General features: G+C 45.0%; 14 protein-coding genes. 7 read left to right on the forward strand and 7 right to left on the reverse strand.

Annotation, left to right across the window (positions count from 1 at the left end; all coding sequences use genetic code 11):
* Window positions 1–44: 44 nt before the first annotated feature.
* The 3 genes from LEP1GSC050_RS00585 to LEP1GSC050_RS00595 all read left to right on the forward strand — a co-directional run bounded on the left by LEP1GSC050_RS00585 (window position 45) and on the right by LEP1GSC050_RS00595 (window position 3,008).
* Window positions 45–842, forward strand: coding sequence for a pentapeptide repeat-containing protein (locus LEP1GSC050_RS00585; RefSeq protein WP_010569126.1), 798 nt, complete (start codon window positions 45–47; stop codon window positions 840–842).
* Window positions 826–1,017, forward strand: coding sequence for a hypothetical protein (locus LEP1GSC050_RS00590; protein WP_010569127.1), 192 nt, complete (start codon window positions 826–828; stop codon window positions 1,015–1,017). Before LEP1GSC050_RS00585 ends, LEP1GSC050_RS00590 begins: the two co-directional genes overlap by 17 nt.
* Before the next feature lie 119 nt (window positions 1,018–1,136).
* Window positions 1,137–3,008 carry an esterase/lipase family protein gene (locus tag LEP1GSC050_RS00595; protein WP_010569128.1) on the forward strand — a complete coding sequence of 624 codons (1,872 nt, stop codon included), beginning with the start codon at window positions 1,137–1,139 and terminating at the stop codon, window positions 3,006–3,008.
* Window positions 3,009–3,049: 41 nt separating this feature from the next.
* Here LEP1GSC050_RS00595 and LEP1GSC050_RS00600 read toward each other — a convergent pair whose 3' ends face one another.
* Both LEP1GSC050_RS00600 and ispG read right to left on the reverse strand, forming a co-directional pair.
* The gene (locus LEP1GSC050_RS00600; protein ID WP_010569129.1) at window positions 3,050–4,720 is read right to left on the reverse strand and encodes an alkaline phosphatase family protein; all 1,671 of its coding nucleotides are present in this window, start codon (window positions 4,718–4,720) and stop codon (window positions 3,050–3,052) included.
* A gap of 140 nt (window positions 4,721–4,860) precedes the next feature.
* Window positions 4,861–6,858: a (E)-4-hydroxy-3-methylbut-2-enyl-diphosphate synthase gene (gene ispG, locus LEP1GSC050_RS00610; RefSeq protein ID WP_020986937.1), complete on the reverse strand. Its 1,998-nt coding sequence runs from the start codon at window positions 6,856–6,858 to the stop codon at window positions 4,861–4,863.
* 161 nt (window positions 6,859–7,019) lie between these two features.
* Between ispG and LEP1GSC050_RS00615 the strand changes: the two genes are divergently transcribed.
* The 4 genes from LEP1GSC050_RS00615 (at window position 7,020) to LEP1GSC050_RS00630 (ending at window position 14,181) form a co-directional block, all read left to right on the forward strand.
* Window positions 7,020–7,337, forward strand: coding sequence for a hypothetical protein (locus tag LEP1GSC050_RS00615; RefSeq protein WP_010569130.1), 318 nt, complete (start codon window positions 7,020–7,022; stop codon window positions 7,335–7,337).
* A 77-nt stretch (window positions 7,338–7,414) separates the two neighbouring features.
* Window positions 7,415–8,698 carry a hypothetical protein gene (locus tag LEP1GSC050_RS00620; RefSeq protein WP_010569131.1) on the forward strand — a complete coding sequence of 428 codons (1,284 nt, stop codon included), beginning with the start codon at window positions 7,415–7,417 and terminating at the stop codon, window positions 8,696–8,698.
* A gap of 558 nt (window positions 8,699–9,256) precedes the next feature.
* Window positions 9,257–13,744, forward strand: coding sequence for a glutamate synthase large subunit (gene gltB, locus LEP1GSC050_RS00625; RefSeq protein ID WP_020986965.1), 4,488 nt, complete (start codon window positions 9,257–9,259; stop codon window positions 13,742–13,744).
* Between the two features lie 218 nt (window positions 13,745–13,962).
* On the forward strand, window positions 13,963–14,181 hold the full coding sequence (locus LEP1GSC050_RS00630; protein ID WP_010569133.1) for a hypothetical protein: 219 nt from the start codon (window positions 13,963–13,965) through the stop codon (window positions 14,179–14,181).
* A 62-nt stretch (window positions 14,182–14,243) separates the two neighbouring features.
* Here the strand turns inward: LEP1GSC050_RS00630 and LEP1GSC050_RS00635 are convergent, their stop codons facing one another.
* The 5 genes from LEP1GSC050_RS00635 to LEP1GSC050_RS00655 all read right to left on the reverse strand — a co-directional run bounded on the left by LEP1GSC050_RS00635 (window position 14,244) and on the right by LEP1GSC050_RS00655 (window position 19,700).
* Window positions 14,244–15,359, reverse strand: a complete 1,116-nt coding sequence (locus LEP1GSC050_RS00635) for a glycosyltransferase family protein (protein ID WP_010569134.1) — start codon at window positions 15,357–15,359, stop codon at window positions 14,244–14,246.
* Between the two features lie 2 nt (window positions 15,360–15,361).
* Window positions 15,362–16,168, reverse strand: a complete 807-nt coding sequence (locus tag LEP1GSC050_RS00640; protein ID WP_010569135.1) for a TrmH family RNA methyltransferase — start codon at window positions 16,166–16,168, stop codon at window positions 15,362–15,364.
* Window positions 16,165–17,031: a class I SAM-dependent methyltransferase gene (locus LEP1GSC050_RS00645; RefSeq protein ID WP_010569136.1), complete on the reverse strand. Its 867-nt coding sequence runs from the start codon at window positions 17,029–17,031 to the stop codon at window positions 16,165–16,167. Before LEP1GSC050_RS00645 ends, LEP1GSC050_RS00640 begins: the two co-directional genes overlap by 4 nt.
* On the reverse strand, window positions 17,028–18,293 hold the full coding sequence (locus tag LEP1GSC050_RS00650; protein ID WP_010569137.1) for a class I SAM-dependent rRNA methyltransferase: 1,266 nt from the start codon (window positions 18,291–18,293) through the stop codon (window positions 17,028–17,030). The genes LEP1GSC050_RS00645 and LEP1GSC050_RS00650 overlap by 4 nt, the downstream gene beginning before the upstream one ends.
* A gap of 117 nt (window positions 18,294–18,410) precedes the next feature.
* The gene (locus LEP1GSC050_RS00655; RefSeq protein WP_020986988.1) at window positions 18,411–19,700 is read right to left on the reverse strand and encodes a citrate synthase; all 1,290 of its coding nucleotides are present in this window, start codon (window positions 19,698–19,700) and stop codon (window positions 18,411–18,413) included.
* Between the last annotated feature and the right edge of the window lie 124 nt (window positions 19,701–19,824).

Here is a 19,824-nt window from a genome sequence, read left to right on the forward strand (position 1 = left end):
GATTTGGTTGTTTTCGAGTCTAAGCTATTGCCGGAGGTAGTTTCATGAAGGTAATGGATTTTGACAAATACAAGGAAATCAACGACCAAAGACTGAACTATAGAGAAATGGAAGATGCAACAGTCGTCTCCAATTATCGAAACGTAGGTTGCGGAGACGGCTATAGAATCTACCTCAAAATCGACGAAAATCGAGTCGTTTCGGACGCCAGCTATACCACAACCGGATGCGGCTTCGGGATCGTAGCCCTTGCTATGGCAACAGAGATCGCCAAAGGCAAATCAATAGACGAACTTAAATCGATCACTCCGGAAGACGTAGAGAAACTTTTCGAATTCCCTGAACGTCGCAAGAATTATCCCGAATCCGCCGTAGCTGCACTTCGTCAGGCCGTCCAGGATTTTGAAAACGGTTCCGGTGTTCCGAAAGAAAGAAGGATCACCGCATCCAAAGCAAAGGAGCTCCTAAGCGCAAACGGCTCTTTGAAAGGGGAGGACCTATCCTCGATTATTTTGGAAAAGGAAGATCTTCACGGCGTGGATTTTTCCGGAGCAAACTTAAATAACGCATTTTTAACCAACTGTAATTTCGAAGGCGCAAATTTCGAAGGTGCCCGCTTAAGAGGAGCCTTTCTTAACTCCGCAAATCTCAAAGGTGCAAATTTTCGAGGAGCCGATCTGAGATGGGCCAAGCTTGCGGGTGCCAAGATCGAAGGAGCCGATTTTACAGGCGCAGTATACGATATCGGTACTCGGGTAGACCAAGCGCAGATTCACATATTTTCTTCCATGAAAAAAGAAGGAAAAGACGTGTATATGGAGAAGGATGAAGCCGGGCGATAAGGTAAAATTGACCAAGAGAAGCTTCCTTTTAAAGGGAGTGATCGTATTAACCGGAGCTCAAGTGGAAATCCTGGAAATCAACGGAGACAAAGTTTCCGTTTTATATAATGATAGAGAAGGTTATCCGCATACTATTTCGGATTTAAGTCTTACCGAATTAGCTCCTCTCGACTGAGAAATTTTTATAAACTCGGGTTCCCGGCGCGAGAAACTCCGGCTTTACGGAAGCTCAAAAACCTGACTTCATGGTTTCTTCGTTCAATGGATTGAGCGATCCAAAAAGGGTGAATTGAAATGCGATTCTCTTTCAGTTTTAATTCTTATCTAAAACTAACCCTTTGTCTCGGATTTTTACTCACCGATTGCGCCACATACACTACAAAGAATTACTCCAAATACGAACATGAAAATTTAGTTCGTTTAAACGCCGTCAATTACGAAGGATTAAGCGAACTGACCGTTCGGTTTCTCAAGAGCAACGACTTGTTCGAAAGTTATCGGGAATATCCGAGAGTCGTAATTTACGATTTGGATAATCGTCTCATTGCCACCAAATCCAGAAATTTGTCTTATTATTTGGCCGAGCTCTGTTACCATTCCGGATCTTCCTTAGATCCCGAAGATCCGATGTTCGCGCGGATGTTCGCTTCCGCGCTCGTTTACTCTTATACGTATTTATTCGATTCTCACGGTATTCCGGAGCCCGATCCTTATTCGCTCGAATTCAGATTCGCACTGGAAACATATAACCGATCCCTGGAGCAGCTTGTTCGTTTCGCAAAACGGAATCGAAAATTGGCGAACATGACTGATTTGAATCTGCCTTTGATCCGCGGAACCCTGACAATGGTTAACGTAAAAGTCGAAACTACTTGGACTCCCAAAAGTTTTCTGCAAGTGGAAGTCGCTTCCGATTATAAAGTTACGGGTTTTTCGAATCATATCAGTAAATATGGAATCGGCGCACCATTGATATTAGTTCGGAAACATCCGGAACTTGAGCCAGCTGAGCGCAGGAAATACGAATTTATCGCCGGAGTCGGTCAGGCTTATCCGGGAACCGCTTTCTTAAGTTTAGAAGAATCTTATTTAGAAAACCGGAATCTAGATCTTAGAGCAACCATCCATCTATACGACCCGGTATATCGGGATAGAATCAAGTTTTCCGGATTGGATCTTCCGATGGAGAGTGATACGACCACTCCTTTGGCATATATGCTCACTATCGCTCAAAAAAACGATAGTCTTTGGGCTGCATTTGACGGGGAAACCGGGAGAGAAAGAAGAGGATTGTATTTCGTTTATCCGTATCGGTCGGATAAGATTCCGGTGGTATTCGTTCACGGTTTGGCTTCTTCCCCATTTATTTGGTTTTCGATGATAAACGAATTGCTTTCCGATCCGCAGATTAAGGAGAAATATCAGTTCTGGGTATATTGGTATCCGACCGGTAGCCCCATATCCCTATCGGGAGCGGAATTTAGAGAAACTTTATACGATTTACGAAAAGTATACGATCCTAAAAAGGAGCATAAATCCTTTGATAGAATGGTTCTCGTAGGCCATAGCATGGGCGGAATCCTGTCGAAAATGATGGTGACTCGTAGCAGGAAAGAGGATTGGATGCTGGCTGCAAAAGTCGATTCTTCGAAATTTGTTTCGCTTCCGGACGATTTAAAGAAAGAGATGATTCGGGTCTTCGACTACGATCCGGTTCCTTTTGTAAAGAGGGCTATTTTTATCGCGACTCCTCATAAGGGATCCACATTGGCCGAGGGGTTTTTAGGTACAGTAGCGAGGTTATTATTTGTGCTGCCTAAGGGAGTCGCTTCCAACATGGGAAAGGTATTCCGATTTTTGACTTTAGAAAAAACCCAAGACTCTTTTGTTCCGGAAACGTACGGAGTCGATAGTCTATCTCCTCAGAGTATATTTATCAAAGTCACCGGCAATGTTAAACCGCAGGTGAAGTTCCATTCCATTATCGGGAATTCGAGATTGAGGGATTTGGATTGGATCAACGATTCGGTGGTTTCTTACGATAGTTCCCATATCGACGGAGCAGAATCCGAATTACTAGTTCCATCCGAACATTCCGTTCAAAATCATATTCCGACGTTTTTAGAAGTAAAACGAATTCTGATAGAACATCGATCAAAGCAGTAGGAAAGATACGTGCTGCGATCACATATCTTTCCTACTGGAATTTATTCCAAGGGTAGTATTTGGCCGTCCACTTTGTCCACTTGCTTTAAGCCTAAATATTTGGCGAGCGTGGGTGCAAGATCGACGATCTTCGTCGGCTTCGATACTTTCTTTGCCTTCCAAGGTCCTAAGAATATTAAGGGAACTTTACGATCGTAGTCGTGTGGACTTCCATGATGAACTAGATATTCGAATTTATCCGTATCTCCAACGGTCGTATATTCTTTGAATGCGACCAAGATATCTCCGGATCGATCCGGAACGTAACTTAGTCTCAAACGCTCTTTAATCGTGTACTGATCCGGATCATTTTTAGAAGGTGGATCCATTTTTTGGATTTCATCGGAGGATATAGCGGTCAAAACTCCTTGCATCGTCTTTAATACTTCAAGTGAAGCAGTTATCACTTTTTCCTTGGTAACTCCGGCCTTATCCAGATTGTATTTAGGTCTGATATAGATTTGGGAAGGATCTCGGATCTTCCAGAATAGTTCCGCTTCTCCGGTGCCTAAGCGAGCCGCAACTTCTCGTACGAATTTGCGTCTCCAAACATCCGGATCGATTCGATTCGCATCCTTTCCTACTTCCAAAAGACGCTCCGATAAATCGGGAGCTCCATGGTCTGCAGTGAGAACAATCCAAGCATCCGGGTGAGACATTCGTATTTTATCGATGAAAGTTCCGATAATTTCGTCCAGATGCAAAAGTTGGTCTCTCATTTCCGGTCCTTGGTTTCCGAATCCATGTCCGATATAATCGGTGGCCGATAATCCGATCGCAATCAGGTCCGTCGTTTCTCCCTGACCTAATTTCTCCTCTTCGATTAAGCGAATTGCCCCTTCGATAACTGCGTCGTCGAAAAACGGAGAGGCCCGATATCTTAGATAGGTCGATTTGTCGAGTGGACTTCCCGCTTTATAAATGGCTTTATTCGCTCCGGTATTAAGAGAATACGTTCCTACCTGATATTTCCCGGAATTAAAATTTCTATGAGCGGGTAGTTTCCAAGTGATATCCTCGGAGAATCGATTCAAAACCTTTTTATTATACGATTCTAACCACTCAGGTAACTCCTTTCCGTAAAACGTGGAGGTCGTAAAGGTAAACGATTCTTCGTCAAACCAAAACGCTCCGGAAGGTTTTGTCCCGCCCATCAGGACCGCAGCTCTATCTTTTCCGGCGAAGGTATAAACTCTGGAATTCGGAATTTGAGATAAAAACCAATCGCCTAAGGTAGTCCCTGAGAAGTACTTCGGGCTCGCTCCGGTTCCTTTCTTCTTCGAGTTCAAAATGTCGGTATCCTTATCGGTCACACAATAAATTTCTTCGCCATTCTCAGGATCAGTCCAACTGTTCTGAGTAATCTTCGTATGAGTGGGGAAGCGACCGGAAAGAATAACGGAATGACCCGGTCCAGTTTCGGTAAAACCGTGAGCATGATAGGAATTCGTAAAATAAACGCCTTCTTGCTGGAGAGTTTTGAAGCCTCTAGTAAATTCTCCACCCCAAGTTTTTAGAGACTTTGGATCGATCAAACTGGAGGCAAGTTGGTCAACGGAAATAACGACCACTAATTTGGGTCGAATCGGCGCAACGGACGAAGGAGCCGTAAAGACTGAACTATAGGCTATCGTAACCGCAAAAATTACAAAAAAAGTTTTAAATCGGCGCATGTTGATCAGATTGTCTAGGGATCTTCGCGTTCGAAAAGAACTTTTCGAGGAAAGAAGATTTAAGATCGAAACCGATTTGATTACAAATTCAAGTCAAAGGGAATCGGGAATTCATTTAATATTCCCTGAAATGATGAAAATCAAACCGCTTCCACGGATTCTCGTTCGATCCACATTCCGGATTCCTTAATGAGTTGAACGAGCTTTTCGTCTGCTTCTTCCGAAGGAACATTTTTTAGGACGATTTCTTTTCCTTTGTACAAATGTACTTTTCCCGGTCCGGCGCCGACATATCCGAAGTCGGCATCCGCCATTTCTCCGGGACCGTTCACTATGCAACCCATCACCGCGATTTTGACGCCTTTGAGATGCCCGGTTCTTGCCTTGATTCTTGCGGTGGTCGTTTGTAGATCGAATAGAGTACGACCGCAGGAAGGGCAAGAAATATATTCCGTTTTTGTAAGCCTTAGCCTTGTTGCCTGGAGTAGATCGAATCCGAGTTGCAGGACCGATTCCGGATCAGAGTCGGTGATCCGAATCCTCAACAAATCTCCAATTCCGTCTACTAGTAAGCCGCCTATACCTACGGAGGATTCGAATAATGCGGCCTCTTGCGTTTCGAATTCTCCGGCGAGAACGATCGGGTAATCTGAATCGCTCAGGATTCTCGCGAGTTTCCGATAATCGTGAAGGATATGAGGAGATCGAATAGAGAATGCGATGGATTCTATTCCGTTTTCCTTAAATACTTCCGGTAGTCCGTTCAAACTTTCGATCTGATAGGATTGAACCGAGAGTTCGGTTAGGCCTCGACCCTCCCTTAGTTTCAGGAAATCCATCAGTGCATCGATATTCTGAAAATGATAGAACGGATCGATCGTGATTTTAGGAAACGGTTTTAAATCTTCCAGATCATTTGCGAATAATAATTCGTGTTGTTCCAAAATGACTCCTATCGGAGTAGGGGATGATTTGGAAATTTCGAGAAGTTCTTCCCTTTGATGAGAATCGGCAGGAAACGGGACAGAAATTAATTCCACCTCCAAGGACCGATTTTTTGCGAAATTTTTTAGGGAAGAAAGTATATTCGAAAATTCTCCTGAAGAGGAAAAATTTAAAACTGATTCGATACGAACCGGATGGTTCTCTCCGATTTCGGCACTCGAAACTTGAATCGGTTTACTATAGAATCTTTGATATGCATACGGATTTCTAAATTCCGAATAGGAATTGCCGTTTGCATCTGGAAATACTTTCGTATTGTACGTCTCCGCCAGATATCTCGCAACGGGAATCTCATGGATTGGATCCTCGGTAAGGGAAACTCGAATCGTATCTCCGAGTCCGTCTTCAAGGAGAGACCCGATCCCGATGGCCGATTTTATTCGTCCGTCTTTTCCGTCTCCCGCTTCGGTCACTCCTAGGTGGAGCGGATAATCCATCTGCAATTCCAGAAATCGACTACAGAGAAGTCGGTAGGCTTGGATCATCACCTGAGGATTCGAAGCCTTCATGCTTACGATTATATCCTTATAGCCGACCGTTTCGGCGATTCGGATAAATTCGATCGCAGATTCCACCATTCCCATCGGCGTATCTCCGTAACGATTCATGATCCTATCAGAAAGAGAGCCGTGATTGGTTCCGATTCGCATCGAAACCCCCAACTCCTTACAACGGCAAACCAAGGGAGAAAAGACTTCGGCAATTCGTTCCAGCTCTTCATGATATTCTAGATCGGAGTAATCACGAACGGCGAATTTTTTTTTGTCCGCAAAATTACCCGGGTTGATTCGAACCTTCTCGACCCATTCGACCGACTTCATCGCGACACTCGGGGTAAAATGAATGTCCGCGACCAAGGGAATTCTACTTCCTAGTCGTTTTAATTCTTTTCTAATATTCGGTAAATTATCCGCATCCGGCTGAGACGGAACCGTCAACCTCACGATTTCGCATCCTGCTTCCTCCAATTCCAATATCTGGCGGACGGAGTTCTCCGTGTCCCTCGTGTCAGCCGTAATCATGGATTGGATTCGTATAGGATTATTGCCTCCGACTCCTATGTCTCCGACTTTCACTTCCCTGGTACGACGACGTTTATAAGAAAAGGGGGAATGATTGTATCGGAAATTCATCTGGGGCGGTCTCTAATAACAAATTGGACGTTTGCAGGTCGCTTGTCATGTAGGATTTTAGGGAAAAAATTCTCTTTCGATAATTTGAGATCGGGGGGGAGCCGGGCCGATATTGTTTATAGCGGTTCTGTTCAAATTCTCCGACCCCGCTTTTATTAAAAATGGATTCTCTAAATAGAAAGGAAAGCGAAGAGGACAAGGTTTACCGAATCCGGTTAACTGTTGCCATTTATAGGAATAATATTCTCTCGTATAAGAACGATATCGTCGTTCCTTCCATTTATAAAAGAAGAAACGAGGCTCGTTCTCATATTCGAAAAGAAGTAGGAGAAAGATTGGTTCATTCCTCCTTTTTTCGTTCCCCACGTCCGGATTACGATCTGGTCCGATATTCCGACGAGGCGACTTGTAACACGTTCCTAAGATATCGTATCGTAAGCGGGTCCTTGAACGAGGAAGAAATTTCCAAAACCGTTTGATAAAAGACTCGCTCAAAGTATCCTAATTGTCTTGAAGTTTGGCCCGGAACGGGAAAAACTTGACCGCAAATCCTATTATGGAAACTCGAAAAGTCATTGAGAGGAATGCTGAGGGGGAATATGCTCTTACTGCCTACGGCGAATTCCTTAGTTACTTCCATACTCATATTCAGCTATTTGGAACACTCGTTTCTCAAAAGAAAATCTCTCCAAAAGAGCAGGAAGCCTTAAAAAATAAAATCCGCTCCTATATAGTAAACAACGTCCAAAAGACGGATCATTTTTTCGATCAGCTTCCTCAATTCGCGCAATTTTTGGAAATCAGTACCCAAGATCTTTCCGCGTATATGAACCGGAATTTTTTAGGGGCATTAAACAAGGTCAAGACGAAGTTGATCGAACAGGAAATCGCGGCGGATCAATCTCCCAAGAAAAAAAGATACGGGCGAATCACCGACGAGATCATTGAAGGTCTAGGGTTTCTACTTCCAAAAGGATTTCGGTTCGAACAGCAAGAGGAAGTTCTCTATTTAATCGACGGAACGACCGGAAAGAAAGTCGAGTCGGTAGCTTCTGCTGAAGCGATTCGCGACGGAGCCAAAGCTGCGGCAACCGTGACCAAGGCAGCTCCGGTTCCGGTTCGAAAGGGTCCCGAAACTCCTATCTTGCAGGAAATTCTTTCCAAGTACGGAGACCTTTTTGTAGGAACTCCTATCGTCCTGAAGAAAGAAGAGTTGGAAGAAGATGATATTCCGATCCAAGTCAACGCAAATGAAATTCTTTCCGAGGTGGAGGATTTAAAATTCGAAGGTGGGTTCGCGTTCGACGACGATCCACCTGCTACACCGCCCGAGCAGCCCGTCATCATCGCATTTTCTAGATATATGGAACAGGTCGGTAAGGTCCGGACGTTTCAAAAAGCGGGGCAATTAGAGGAATACAAACGTTGGGTCAGCACTCTACCGTCGGAAGAAAACGCTTTGGTTCAATTGCAATCCTCTCTTCTAAAAGAATCAAAAGGCGAGGTCGTGGACTGGGACGGCATTCTTTCCCAATTAGCCGGTCGCACCGGATTATCGGATCATCGCTTGAGGAAGGTTCTGGAATTGGGACGGGATTTTTTTAGGATTCGAAACCAACTGGAATCTTCTTGGAATCGGGCCAAGACGGCGAGTCCTGCAGTTTCAGATCTTGTCAAAAAAGCTTGGCCGCATATTCTAAGGGTAATGGACGAGTACCCGGAGATGGGTCAATTAAAGGTCAAGATGGATCAGCTTCTCTCCCGAATTCCGGACGTGAGCCAGAGAAAGATACTATCCGATCTTTTCTTTTCTCCCGTTCTATCGATTCGGAAAAATTAGAAAATTCGAATGTAGATCGATTTACTAGGCTTTTCTTTCGCGGAATGTCTCCGCTATCTTTCAGAGTAGGAAGCTAGATTCGATAGTCCGGCCCATCATTTTGTCCATTAATAACGGCTGCTGCTTTAGCTTTCCGCCCGAAGGCAAAGGCAGGTCGATCCTAAGTATCGCCAAATCTAAAATTGCAGGACCGACGAAAGTGATTCCTTAATACCGTCATCACACTCTGTTCTAAACCAAAGCTTCATAGCCTTCGAAAGTAAGTGCGAAAGTAGAACTGCGAAATTTCGCAAATCGTTGGCCGAGAAAATTCGAGAGTCAGGTTACTCTGAGTGAATTTCTGAAAACGGTTTGCGGAAGACTAACTGCTTGTTTTCCGCGGAGGAATCCGCCAAAAAGATCGTTTTCAATATAAGCAACTGCCAATTTACTGGTCTTAGAATCGAAAATTTGCCGGAAAATTCAGCCTTCGAGCGCAAAAAGTAGGGGTTCCCCTTACCACATATGAAGTCCGCGCAATGCCTCGAATTCATATCTACCCGAAAGGACGCCTCGCGAATGTTAAAACTTGACGAACAATTGCGGATCCAAAAGTACTTGGAGGAGAGCGGTCTCTATGAGAGATCCTTCGAGCACGATAACTGCGGAGTAGGTTTCGTCGCATCATATAAAGGCGAATCCAGTCACCGCATTGTTTCTATGGGTCTGAAGGCAGTTGGATGCCTGACTCACCGTGGAGCCGTAGACGCCGATATGAAAACCGGCGACGGGGCAGGAGTAATGTTCCGGATCCCGAAAAAATTGTTTGCTAAGTATATCGAAGATATGGGTCACCGTCGTCCCGACGAAGATTCCATAGGTGTAGGAATGGTTTTCCTTCCGCGGGAAGACATCGACAAACAGGATATTTGTAGAAGCCTGATCGAATCCGCTTTGATGAAATTCAACTTTAAGCTTTATGCTTGGAGATATGTTCCCGTAAATCCGGAAGTTCTCGGACCGAAAGCGAACGCTTCCCGTCCTCAAATCGAACAGGTACTGATCGGAAAGCCGGAAGGAATGTCCAACGAGGACTTCGAGACTAAGTTATTCTTAATTCAGAAAAAAGTAATGCGCGACGCTCAGAAATTATCGATGAGCGAAGACTTCTATATCTGCTCCTTCTCAGCCGAGAGAATCGTCTTTAAAGGACTCTTTAACGGAAACCAAGTAGCACAATTCTACGAAGATCTAAAAAGCGACGAGATGGAATCTCCGTATTGTATTTTTCACCAACGCTATTCTACGAATACGTTTCCGAGTTGGGCGTTGGCTCAACCGTTCCGGATTCTCGCCCATAACGGTGAGATTAATACCATCGTCGGAAACAGGATCTGGATGCTCGCTAGAGAAGAGGAATTGGAGTGCGAAAAATGGGGGGACGCTCAAAAAGAGATCCACCCGATCATCCGCCCGCATATGTCCGATTCGGCTAGCCTTGATAACGCGATGGAAGCGATCGTACGTTCCGGAAAAGATGTCCTTCATGCAAAGGCGATGTTGATCCCGAACGCCTGGAGTAAAAACTTCCAGATGTCCGAGGCGTTAAAATCTTTTTACGAATATAATAATACTCTAACGGAGCCTTGGGACGGTCCGGCAGCGTTGGCTTTTGCCGAAGGGGATTGGGTCGGAGGCGGTTTGGACCGTAACGGGCTCAGGCCGGCACGTTACGTAACGACCGAAGACGGTCTTGTCGTAATGGGTTCGGAAGTAGGACTCGTACAAATCGACGAGGATAGCATCACTAGAAAAGGGCGTCTAGGTCCCGGCGAGATGCTTGCCGTTAATCTAAAAGAGGGCAAAGTTTACTTTAACGACGATATCAATGCGCTCTTCGAAAAAAAATACGATTATCGCGAATGGTCCAAAGAAAACGTGGAATATTTGGATCAAACCATCGACGATTCTATCGCTAGCGCAGTTACGTACAAGGGCGATGATCTGAGAAGGAGGCAAATCCTATTCGCATATTCTCCGTATAAGCAAAAAGTAGTCATTCGTCCCCAAGCCCTCAGCGGTAAGGAAGCGATCGGCTCCATGGGAGACGATACTCCTCTCTCAATTTTGATGCTTTCTAGAATCGGTTTATATACGTATTTCCGTCAGCGATTCGCTCAGGTTACGAATCCTCCGATCGATTATTTGAGAGAGAAAGGAGTTACTTCTCTTTACACTCGCCTAATCAAGAAGATGAATTTGTTCGGGAACGAGAAACCTCAAAACTGTCTCGTGCTCTCGCATCCGTATCTGACTAACCTCGGACTCCAAAGAATTCGGGAAAAGGACGGAAAGCAGTACAAAATCATTACTCTAGATGCTACGTTCGAGGCTCATCACGAAGCAGGCGCAGATTCTAATTATCTAGAAAGATCTTTGGACAATCTTCTCGCAAATGCGGTAAAGGCCGCTAACGAAGGCGTGAATATCCTGATTCTTTCAGATAAAAAATTGAATAAGGAACGTGCTCCGATCCCGATGGAATTGGCGGTCGCAGCGGTTCACAATCACTTGATCAGAAACAAGAAACGTTCCACTATGAGCATCCTCGTGGAAACCGGATCCGCATTTGAAATTCATAATGTGGCCGTTCTCCTTGGCTACGGTGCCTCCGGAGTCAATAGCTACTTAATTTGGGATACTCTTTTCGATATTTGGGAAAGAGGAGAATTCGATTCCGAAGACGGAAAACGTCCGTCTCTAGCCGAACTTTGTAAGAATTACCGGGCTGGAGTGGACGACGGACTTTTAAAAGTCATGTCCAAAATGGGAATTTCCATCATGTCTTCTTACGTGGGCGGACAGGTATTCGAAGCTATCGGTCTTTCCAGAACTTTGATTTCGAAATACTTTCCGGGAACTTACTCTAGAATTTCAGGAATCGGAATCGGCGGTATCGAACAAAATATTCTGAGGAATCACGACCAAGCTTTCTACAAAGAAATCAATCCAGAGGACTTCATTTCCGAGAAAGACGATCAACCTCATAGATGGTCGCCGAAAGTCGTTAAGTTCATCCGCAAAGCGGCCGTCGATAACGATTATGATTCATTCTTGGAAGCTTCCAAGATTCTGAGAGAAAGCGATCCTATTAATATCCGCGATCTATTCGATTTTGTGGAAAGAAAACCGATCCCAATCGAAGAAGTGGAGACCGTTTCCGAAATTCAGAAACGATTCTTAACTCCCGGGATGAGTCACGGGGCATTGTCCATCGAGGCGCATACCGATCTCGCTGTCGCGATGAATCGATTGGGCTCCAAATCCTCTTCGGGAGAAGGCGGTGAGAATCCTTCTCGATATGTCGTGGATTCCAAGGGAGACCTTGCGAACTCTTCCATCAAGCAGGTCGCTTCGGGACGTTTCGGCGTTACTTCAGAATATCTGAACTCTGCGCAAGAGCTAGAGATCAAAATCGCACAAGGAGCAAAGCCGGGAGAAGGCGGACAGCTTCCAGGAAAGAAAAATAACGAGGAAATTGCGACTAATCGCCATACCCCAATGGGTATCGATTTGATTTCTCCTCCTCCTCACCACGATATTTACTCGATTGAAGACTTGTCTCAGTTGATTTACGATTTGAAACAAGCTAATCATAAGGCTCAAGTTTCAGTTAAACTGGTTTCGGAAGCCGGGGTCGGCACGATTGCAGCCGGGGTCGCGAAAGCGAATGCGGACATCATTCTGATTTCCGGACATGTCGGTGGAACCGGGGCTGCAGCCTTGACTTCGATTAAGCATGCGGGATCTCCATGGGAATTGGGACTTTCCGAAGCGCATCAAGTTCTTGTAATGAACGGACTTAGAGATAGGGTCGTTCTCCGCACAGACGGAGGAATCGTTTCGGGTCGGGACGTGGTCATCGCGGCTTGTTTAGGAGCGGAAGAATATGGAATCGGAACCGCATCCCTTGTAGCTCTCGGTTGCATCATGGCACGCAAATGCCATTTAAATAACTGCCCTACCGGAATCGCGACTCAAGATCCTAAATTCAGAGCTAAGTATAAAGGATCTCCGGACCAAGTCGCGAACCTTATGACCTTACTCGCTATGGAAGTTAGGGAATACTTAGCGAAACTAGGTTTCCATTCAATGGACGAAATCGTCGGCCGTACTGATCTCCTTAAACAGATCACTCGCTACGAGCAGGACCGTTTGGACTCGTTGGATCTCAATCCGATATTAGTTCGCCTTCCTCTCCTCTACGATCCTGCGAAGAAGAAAAATCGTCTGGAAAGAAGAGAGCCTGTCGGAGAAGTCCTAGACGATAGAATCATTAAGGACGCTGAGCCTGCGCTCGAAGGAAAAACTTCCATGTCTCTCTCGTATTCCATAAGAAATACGAATCGTACGGTAGGAGCGAAAGTTTCCGGTATCATTTCCCGGAAGTACGGCTCAAAAGGTCTTCCAGGTAAACTCGAAGTGATCCTAGAAGGGACTGCGGGACAATCTTTGGGGGCCTGGTTGGCAAAAGGCGTTCAAATTACGCTGCACGGCGACGCAAATGACTATGTCGGAAAAGGGCTTTGCGGAGGAACGATCGCAATTCGCAAGCATCGTCGTTCCAAACTGAAAGCCTATGAAAACGTAATCATAGGTAATACCTGCTTATACGGTGCTACTTCCGGAAAACTATTCTGCTCAGGTCGTGCAGGGGAACGTTTCGGAGTCAGAAACTCCGGTGCGGATGCAGTTGTCGGAGGAGCGGGAGATCATTTCTTGGAATATATGACTAGCGGAACCGTAGTTTGCCTCGGAACCGTCGGCAAGAATATGGGCGCCGGTATGACTGGAGGAAAAGCTTACTTCTTCCAGAAAGGTTGGGAACTCGAGCCGTTACTGAATAAGGAATATGTTAAGATCGTTGAATTGGAACACGAAGATAACGATGCTATCAAAACCTTAATTACTGAGCATACGAAACTTACCGGTTCTGAATTGTCGGACGAGATTCTTAAGAGTTGGGAAGATTCTAAAAAGTATTTCGTGAAAGTCGTTCCTAAGTAATTCAGTCAATTAGCGTAAGAGTAGAAGAGACGGCCGCTATGCGGCCGTCTTATTTTCTTTTTTCGACTTGAATCGGATTTCTTAAAAGTTGAAGTTTCCCAATATTTCAGCATTTGGGGGCGAACTCGGTGTCAACTTAACCGGTCCCCGAACCCGATGGGACAGGCTTATCCGGTTGTGAGGAATGTTTTAAAGAATTTCAAGGAAATCCAAACTGGATGAAGCGGAACGTTCGTTTGCGCGAATTCCGACAAACGCGATTCGTAAGCGGAAGTATCACTGTATGGCGGGCCCCACCCTACTGGGTGGGGGCCGGTGCGGTGGTACCCGGCCCTGCAGGCGGCAGTTGCGCATTTATCACGGGTTTGAAAAAATTTCAAGTATTTTTTGTGCGCGAAATTTTGTGGGAGCTCCAACATGCCTTAACGATTCGCTAAGTTGAGTATTCGGGTTGCTAATTATGGAATTACAATTAGTGAATATTATAATACTTATATATTTAAGATAGAAGTTCTTCGATCGCTTGATCGATATCTATCGCTCCGTTTTTTTGTAAACGGGGCTCGATTTCGGGTCGCTTATTACCTGCCTTTAAGGAGGCTTCTTCCCAGTTGAAATTGTATAGATCTTCGTGACTGATAAACGAAGAGTAAAAATTCCTGTTCAGAGCTTCGACCAAAAACGGATATTCCGGAAAATCACCTCGATCGGTGTACAAAACGCGGGTATTTGCCAATAGAGTTTCGCTTAAGATTCCGTATCCCGGTTTCGTTAATACGAAATCGCAGGCCTTAATTAAATCGGGATAGTGGCAAGGAGGAACTGAAACTACTCCTAGAGAATTGGGGGCAGGTCCCTTCAGTTCGGTGCCGCTGATCACGATCCGTTTTCTTGCAGGGTTCCAATCTTGCCACGAAAACCTATCGGGATCGATTCCGTAAGCTCCAAAGGAGAACAGATAATATTCGACATCCTTCTCAAAGCCGAATTGTCGCCGCGCTTCTTCCTTGGATAGCTTCGGTTTTCGACCTAGTAATCCGATCTCTCTCTTGTTTTTCAAAGATGTTGTCGGGCAGGAAAAAGGAAGAATAAGCGCGAGCTCACAGAGCGCATATTCGTTCCGAATTTCTTCGGCAAACCGGGAAAAAATAGGTCGCTTATAGTGTGAATAAACGAAGTCCCAAGTAAAATTACCTAGGAAAATAGACGGGATTTTTGATTTAGAGGAAACTGCAAACGGAAGGGACGCGGCATCGGACCAAATGAGATCGTACGCGCCTTTTTGCGAGTGTGAATATTCCGTTTCGAGCCACATTTCTTTTTGAGAACGAAATAGCTCGATCTCCTTTTCGGTCGCAGACAAATCCATTCCGAGAGAATCTCTTTGAACGATACCAACATCCGTTTTCGCCTTTCGAAATTCGATTCTATCCGAAGATCGAAGCCAAGATTCGTTTTTATTTAAAGTAAGCGAAAAATCTTCCGCTCGTTCAGAAACGATCGTTGCAGACCAGTTGGCATGATTTGCGAGCAAAAAAGAAATCGCTTCAAGGGACCGGCTTATATGCCCGAAACCGTGACTACTCAAATAGACTAGTAAGCGGACTTTTGCCATTTTTATTTGTTTTGCCTTAATACTTCGTACATTAAAATTCCGGCGGACATGGCCAGATTTAAACTGTCGGCATGACCTTTCATCGGCAACGAGATGTAGAGATCGCTTTTTGATCTAGCAAATTCGCTTAATCCGTATTGTTCACTCCCGAATACTAAAGCTATCTTACCTTGTAAGTCGGAGTCCCAATAGATGGATTTCGCTTCCGGCGTAACGGCTACTATCTTATATCCCTCTTTCTTTAAAGCAGGGTATAAATCCTGGATTAAAGCTTGATAAACGTTTAAAGTAAATAAGGTTCCGGTTGAAGAACGAATCACGTTCGGGTTCAGTAAATCCAGTTTGGGATCCGCAACTAAAACCGTGTTAAAGCCGGCGCCTTCCGCAGTCCTAAGGATCGTACCTAAATTTCCGGGTTTCTCCACGCCTTCGACGACTAAAATCGGCGAACCGTTAAAGGGAATTGTTTCTGGGAGCGAAAAGTCCGGTAAGAAGGCAGTTGCGATTAGGCCGTCCGGTCGATCTCGATACGAAATCTTTTCGAAAATTTGTTTAGGAACGATGATTGTCTTTGCTTGTAAGGATTCCACTAATGCATCTTCGTTTTCTCCTAAATAGCATTCGGGGCAGGTGAGTATATATTCGAATTTTAATTTGCCCGAGGTAAAGGCTCTGGAAATTTCCCGATAGCCTTCGATAAAGAATGCGTCCGCTTTTTCCCTATTCTTTTTTTCCTTGAGTCCGGCTATATATTTCAATTTCTCGTTTGAGAAGCTGGTGATCTCGAGATAGTACCGTTTTCCCGTCAAAGTTCCAACCTCTCGGAGTAGAAGATGCAATTGGAGCCGGCCGGATAAATCCTTCCCGTGGTTTCTTGTATGGAAAGTTCTTCGGTAAGATAATTTCCTTTGCTTCGAATTCTTCCTTCCAATATTCTTCGTAAGGCAAGCGGACTGAATCCAGCCGAATGGCAGGTTAAAACTACGAATTCCGGTTTTGAATCGCAGAGTTGCATGAGGAGGTCCATCATCTCCGGAAGATCTCGTTCGATTTTAAAAACTTCACCGCTGGCTCCTCTTCCGAACGTAGGCGGATCTAAAATAAATCCTGCATACTTTTTCTTTCTGCGGATTTCGCGTCCTAGAAATTTAAGTACGTCTTCCACCATCCATCGTACTTTCTTATTCGCCAATCCGGACGCTACCGCATTCTCCTTAGCCCATTCGACCATTCCTTTGGATGCATCGAGGTGGCAAGCATCCATTCCTCCCGCCAATACTGAAAGAGTAGAAAGCCCGGAATAGGCGAATAAATTTAAAACCTCTCCGTTACCGGAAAGTTGCGAAGAAAAATTTCGAATCCTATTCCAGTTTTGCCTTTGTTCCGCAAACAGTCCGAGATGACCGAACGGAGTGAATCGAATCTTTACGGACAAATCATCGATCTCCACGAAGAATTCATCCTCGGGCATGTCCGCCCATTTCCAATTTCCGCCTCCCTTATCGCTTCTATAGTATTCTCCATCGGCATCTTTCCAGAGAGCGATCTTAGTCGGTGGCCAGGCGCTAACGGGGGATGGGCGAATGATTTTGTACGGCCCAATCTGTTCGAGTTTCTTAAAATTACCCGAATCTATAAGTTCGTAGGTGCCGCTGGATATTGCTCGTTTCATTCAGTACTCGTGTATGACTTTAGTCGATTAACATTTAGATATAAATGAACTTTGAAGTATCTACCTTCGGGGAACTCCTTGCGAATCGGATGATCCGGTTCAGGAGATAGTCGAACTAAATTCCTATAATTCCATCCTTGAGACGCTATAGTTTCTCGGCCAATCTTTTCAAATTCCTGTTCCGGAATCCTTCCCGAACAGGAGAGAAGCACAAGATCTCCGCCCGGCTCCAGATGTTCTAAGGATTTTGCAATGAATGCTCGATATGCTTTCCTTGCGGAAGGTATGGAGGCCTGAGTCGGTGCGAGATTCGGCGGATCCAAAACTATGAGTTCAAATTTCCGGTGTTCTAGAAAATCCCAGGCTTTAAAAAGATCGGCTCTAATGAGCTCATGAATACCGATTGATACCTTGACATTCTTGTGTTCGAAAGCATTTCCAGGTGCAACCTCGGTCAGTTGCGATGCAAATTCCAACAGGGATTCTCTCGAGCCGTCGATAGAAACGATTGATTGAGCGCCGGCAGCCTGCATACAGAGCGAGGTTAAACCGGTATGACAAAACAGATGTAGGCAGTTTCTGTCTTGAGCCAACTCTTTCCTTTCCAACAAAGTCATCCTCAAATTCCGAACATCCAAGAATAGACCGCCTTTCTGGCCGGGGATCTTAGCCTTAAATTCAAGGTTCTTCATGAAGATTTTCTCTTCGAACGGAAGGTCGGAGCTTCCTCGTAGAAAACGGGGGACAGACGACGGTGCATCTCCGGTCCTATGGGGCGAAATCAAAAGTATCCTTGCGGGCTTGGGCTCGTCGACAATATCCGACGCGGAATACAATAAGCGCATTACTAATCTTGCAAGCCGGTATAAACTTTTGGAATAAACCTGCACCACCCAAGTATTCGCATATTTATCCACGGTGATTCCGGGAATCTCATCGTTTTCTCCGTGTAAAATTCTATACGCGTCCGTAACGGATCGTAGTTGTTTTCGTTTTTCTAATGCACTTAATAGAATTTTGCGAAGTGTTTCGAGAGAGAATTCTTTTCCTCTCTGTAAAATCCGTATTCCTATAGGTCCTGAAGCGGAGTATATACCGAATCCTAAGACTTCGTTTGTTCCGGATACTAATCGTAACCAATCCCCGTCTTTGAATATGGAGGCTGCGGAAGAAATATTTCCCGTTAATATCCATGGATGTCCTGAACGTAAAATCGCTTCGGAAGATTTATTGAGCTGATAACGACGCACTTGATGAAACAATGTTAAGGGAAGTTTTTAATCGAAGATATTTATCTGAGAATAGGCAAAAAAAGAATCCCCCCGTGAACGACGGAGGGATTCTTCGGATCGACTTTGTCGATTGAGGCTCCGAACAAATTAGGCTTTTTTCTTTGCCTGATCGTAGCCGGTGTCCGTCGGGCCGACATAAATTTGACGAGGGCGGCCGATCTTCATGTCAGGTGATTCTATCATTTCCTTCCATTGAGCGATCCAGCCTGGAAGACGACCCATCGCGAACATCACCGTAAACATATTCACCGGAATTCCTAAGGCGCGGTAAATGATGCCGCTGTAAAAGTCCACATTAGGATAAAGTTTTCTTTCGACGAAATACGGATCGTTTAGAGCCGCTTCCTCCAATTCTTTAGCGATATCCAGTAGAGGATCTTTCACTCCAAGACGAGTCAGTACCGAATCGCAAGCTTTCTTAATGATCTTAGCTCTCGGATCGAAGTTCTTATAAACTCTGTGACCAAAACCGGAAAGACGGAAAGCGTCGTTTTTGTCCTTCGCTTTTTCTACGATTTTTTTAACAGGAAGTCCTGATGCCTTAATTTCCAAAAGCATTTCTAAAACTTCCTGGTTTGCTCCTCCGTGTCGAGGTCCCCAGAGCGCGCAGATTCCGGCTGAAATAGCTCCATAAAGATTCGCTAATGAAGAACCGACCAACCTGACGGTCGAAGTCGAACAATTTTGCTCGTGGTCTGCGTGCAGGATTAAAAGCAGATTCAAAGCTTTTACGATTTCAGGGTCGATATAATATTCTTCGCTCGGGACGGAGAACATCATGTTCAAGAAATTTCCGCAATAATCCAGATGATTCAAAGGATGAATCGTCGGCTGTCCCAACGATTTCTTATATGCGAAGGCCGCAATTGTCGGAAATTTCGCCAAAAGACGGATCATCGAAATGTGACGATGCTCCGGGTTTTCCGGATCATAGGAATCCTGATAATAAGTCGATAGGGATCCGATCATCGAGGACATGATCGCCATCGGATGACCGTCTTTAGGAAACCCGTTATAAAGACGTTTTAGATCTTCGTGAATCAGAGTATGCATCGTCAGTTCCTGATTCCATTTCTGAAGGTCGGCTTCGTTCGGCAAATGTCCGTAGATGAGTAAGTACGCTACTTCTGTAAACGTGGATTGTTCAGCAAGCTGTTCAATCGGAATACCACGGTATCTTAATATTCCGAGTTCTCCATCCAGGAAAGTGACCGCGCTCGTGCAAGCGCCGGTATTCAGATAGCCGTTATCCAGGGTAATATAGCCGGTCTGTTGCCTAAGTTTGGAAATATCGATCGCTTTCTCGTTTTCGGACCCGACAATGATGGGAAGTTCATATTCCTTTCCATCGATTTTGAGGATTGCGGTGTTTGCCATTTTTTTCTCCTGGGTAATGTATCTATTAAGTACGGCAGTCGAATGCAACGGATCCGACGAAATGCGAAAGCAAATCCTCGGTATAGAACCCGGCATGTCGACTTTAAGACTTTTTCGGATTCGG

Origin of the sequence: Leptospira broomii serovar Hurstbridge str. 5399 (genome assembly GCF_000243715.2) — a bacterium.
GTDB lineage: Bacteria > Spirochaetota > Leptospiria > Leptospirales > Leptospiraceae > Leptospira_B > Leptospira_B broomii.

Excerpts from the sequence above, each read along its gene's own strand:
- gltB (WP_020986965.1), top strand. The coding sequence starts at position 9,257 with ATGTTAAAACTTGACGAACAATTGCGGATCCAAAAGTACTTGGAGGAG.
- LEP1GSC050_RS00590 (WP_010569127.1), top strand. The coding sequence starts at position 826 with ATGAAGCCGGGCGATAAGGTAAAATTGACCAAGAGAAGCTTCCTTTTA.
- LEP1GSC050_RS00600 (WP_010569129.1), bottom strand. The coding sequence starts at position 4,720 with ATGCGCCGATTTAAAACTTTTTTTGTAATTTTTGCGGTTACGATAGCC.
- LEP1GSC050_RS00585 (WP_010569126.1), top strand. The coding sequence starts at position 45 with ATGAAGGTAATGGATTTTGACAAATACAAGGAAATCAACGACCAAAGA.
- LEP1GSC050_RS00595 (WP_010569128.1), top strand. The coding sequence starts at position 1,137 with ATGCGATTCTCTTTCAGTTTTAATTCTTATCTAAAACTAACCCTTTGT.
- LEP1GSC050_RS00615 (WP_010569130.1), top strand. The coding sequence starts at position 7,020 with ATGGATTCTCTAAATAGAAAGGAAAGCGAAGAGGACAAGGTTTACCGA.
- LEP1GSC050_RS00620 (WP_010569131.1), top strand. The coding sequence starts at position 7,415 with ATGGAAACTCGAAAAGTCATTGAGAGGAATGCTGAGGGGGAATATGCT.
- LEP1GSC050_RS00655 (WP_020986988.1), bottom strand. The coding sequence starts at position 19,700 with ATGGCAAACACCGCAATCCTCAAAATCGATGGAAAGGAATATGAACTT.
- ispG (WP_020986937.1), bottom strand. The coding sequence starts at position 6,858 with ATGAATTTCCGATACAATCATTCCCCCTTTTCTTATAAACGTCGTCGT.
- LEP1GSC050_RS00645 (WP_010569136.1), bottom strand. The coding sequence starts at position 17,031 with ATGAAACGAGCAATATCCAGCGGCACCTACGAACTTATAGATTCGGGT.
- LEP1GSC050_RS00635 (WP_010569134.1), bottom strand. The coding sequence starts at position 15,359 with ATGGCAAAAGTCCGCTTACTAGTCTATTTGAGTAGTCACGGTTTCGGG.
- LEP1GSC050_RS00630 (WP_010569133.1), top strand. The coding sequence starts at position 13,963 with ATGAAGCGGAACGTTCGTTTGCGCGAATTCCGACAAACGCGATTCGTA.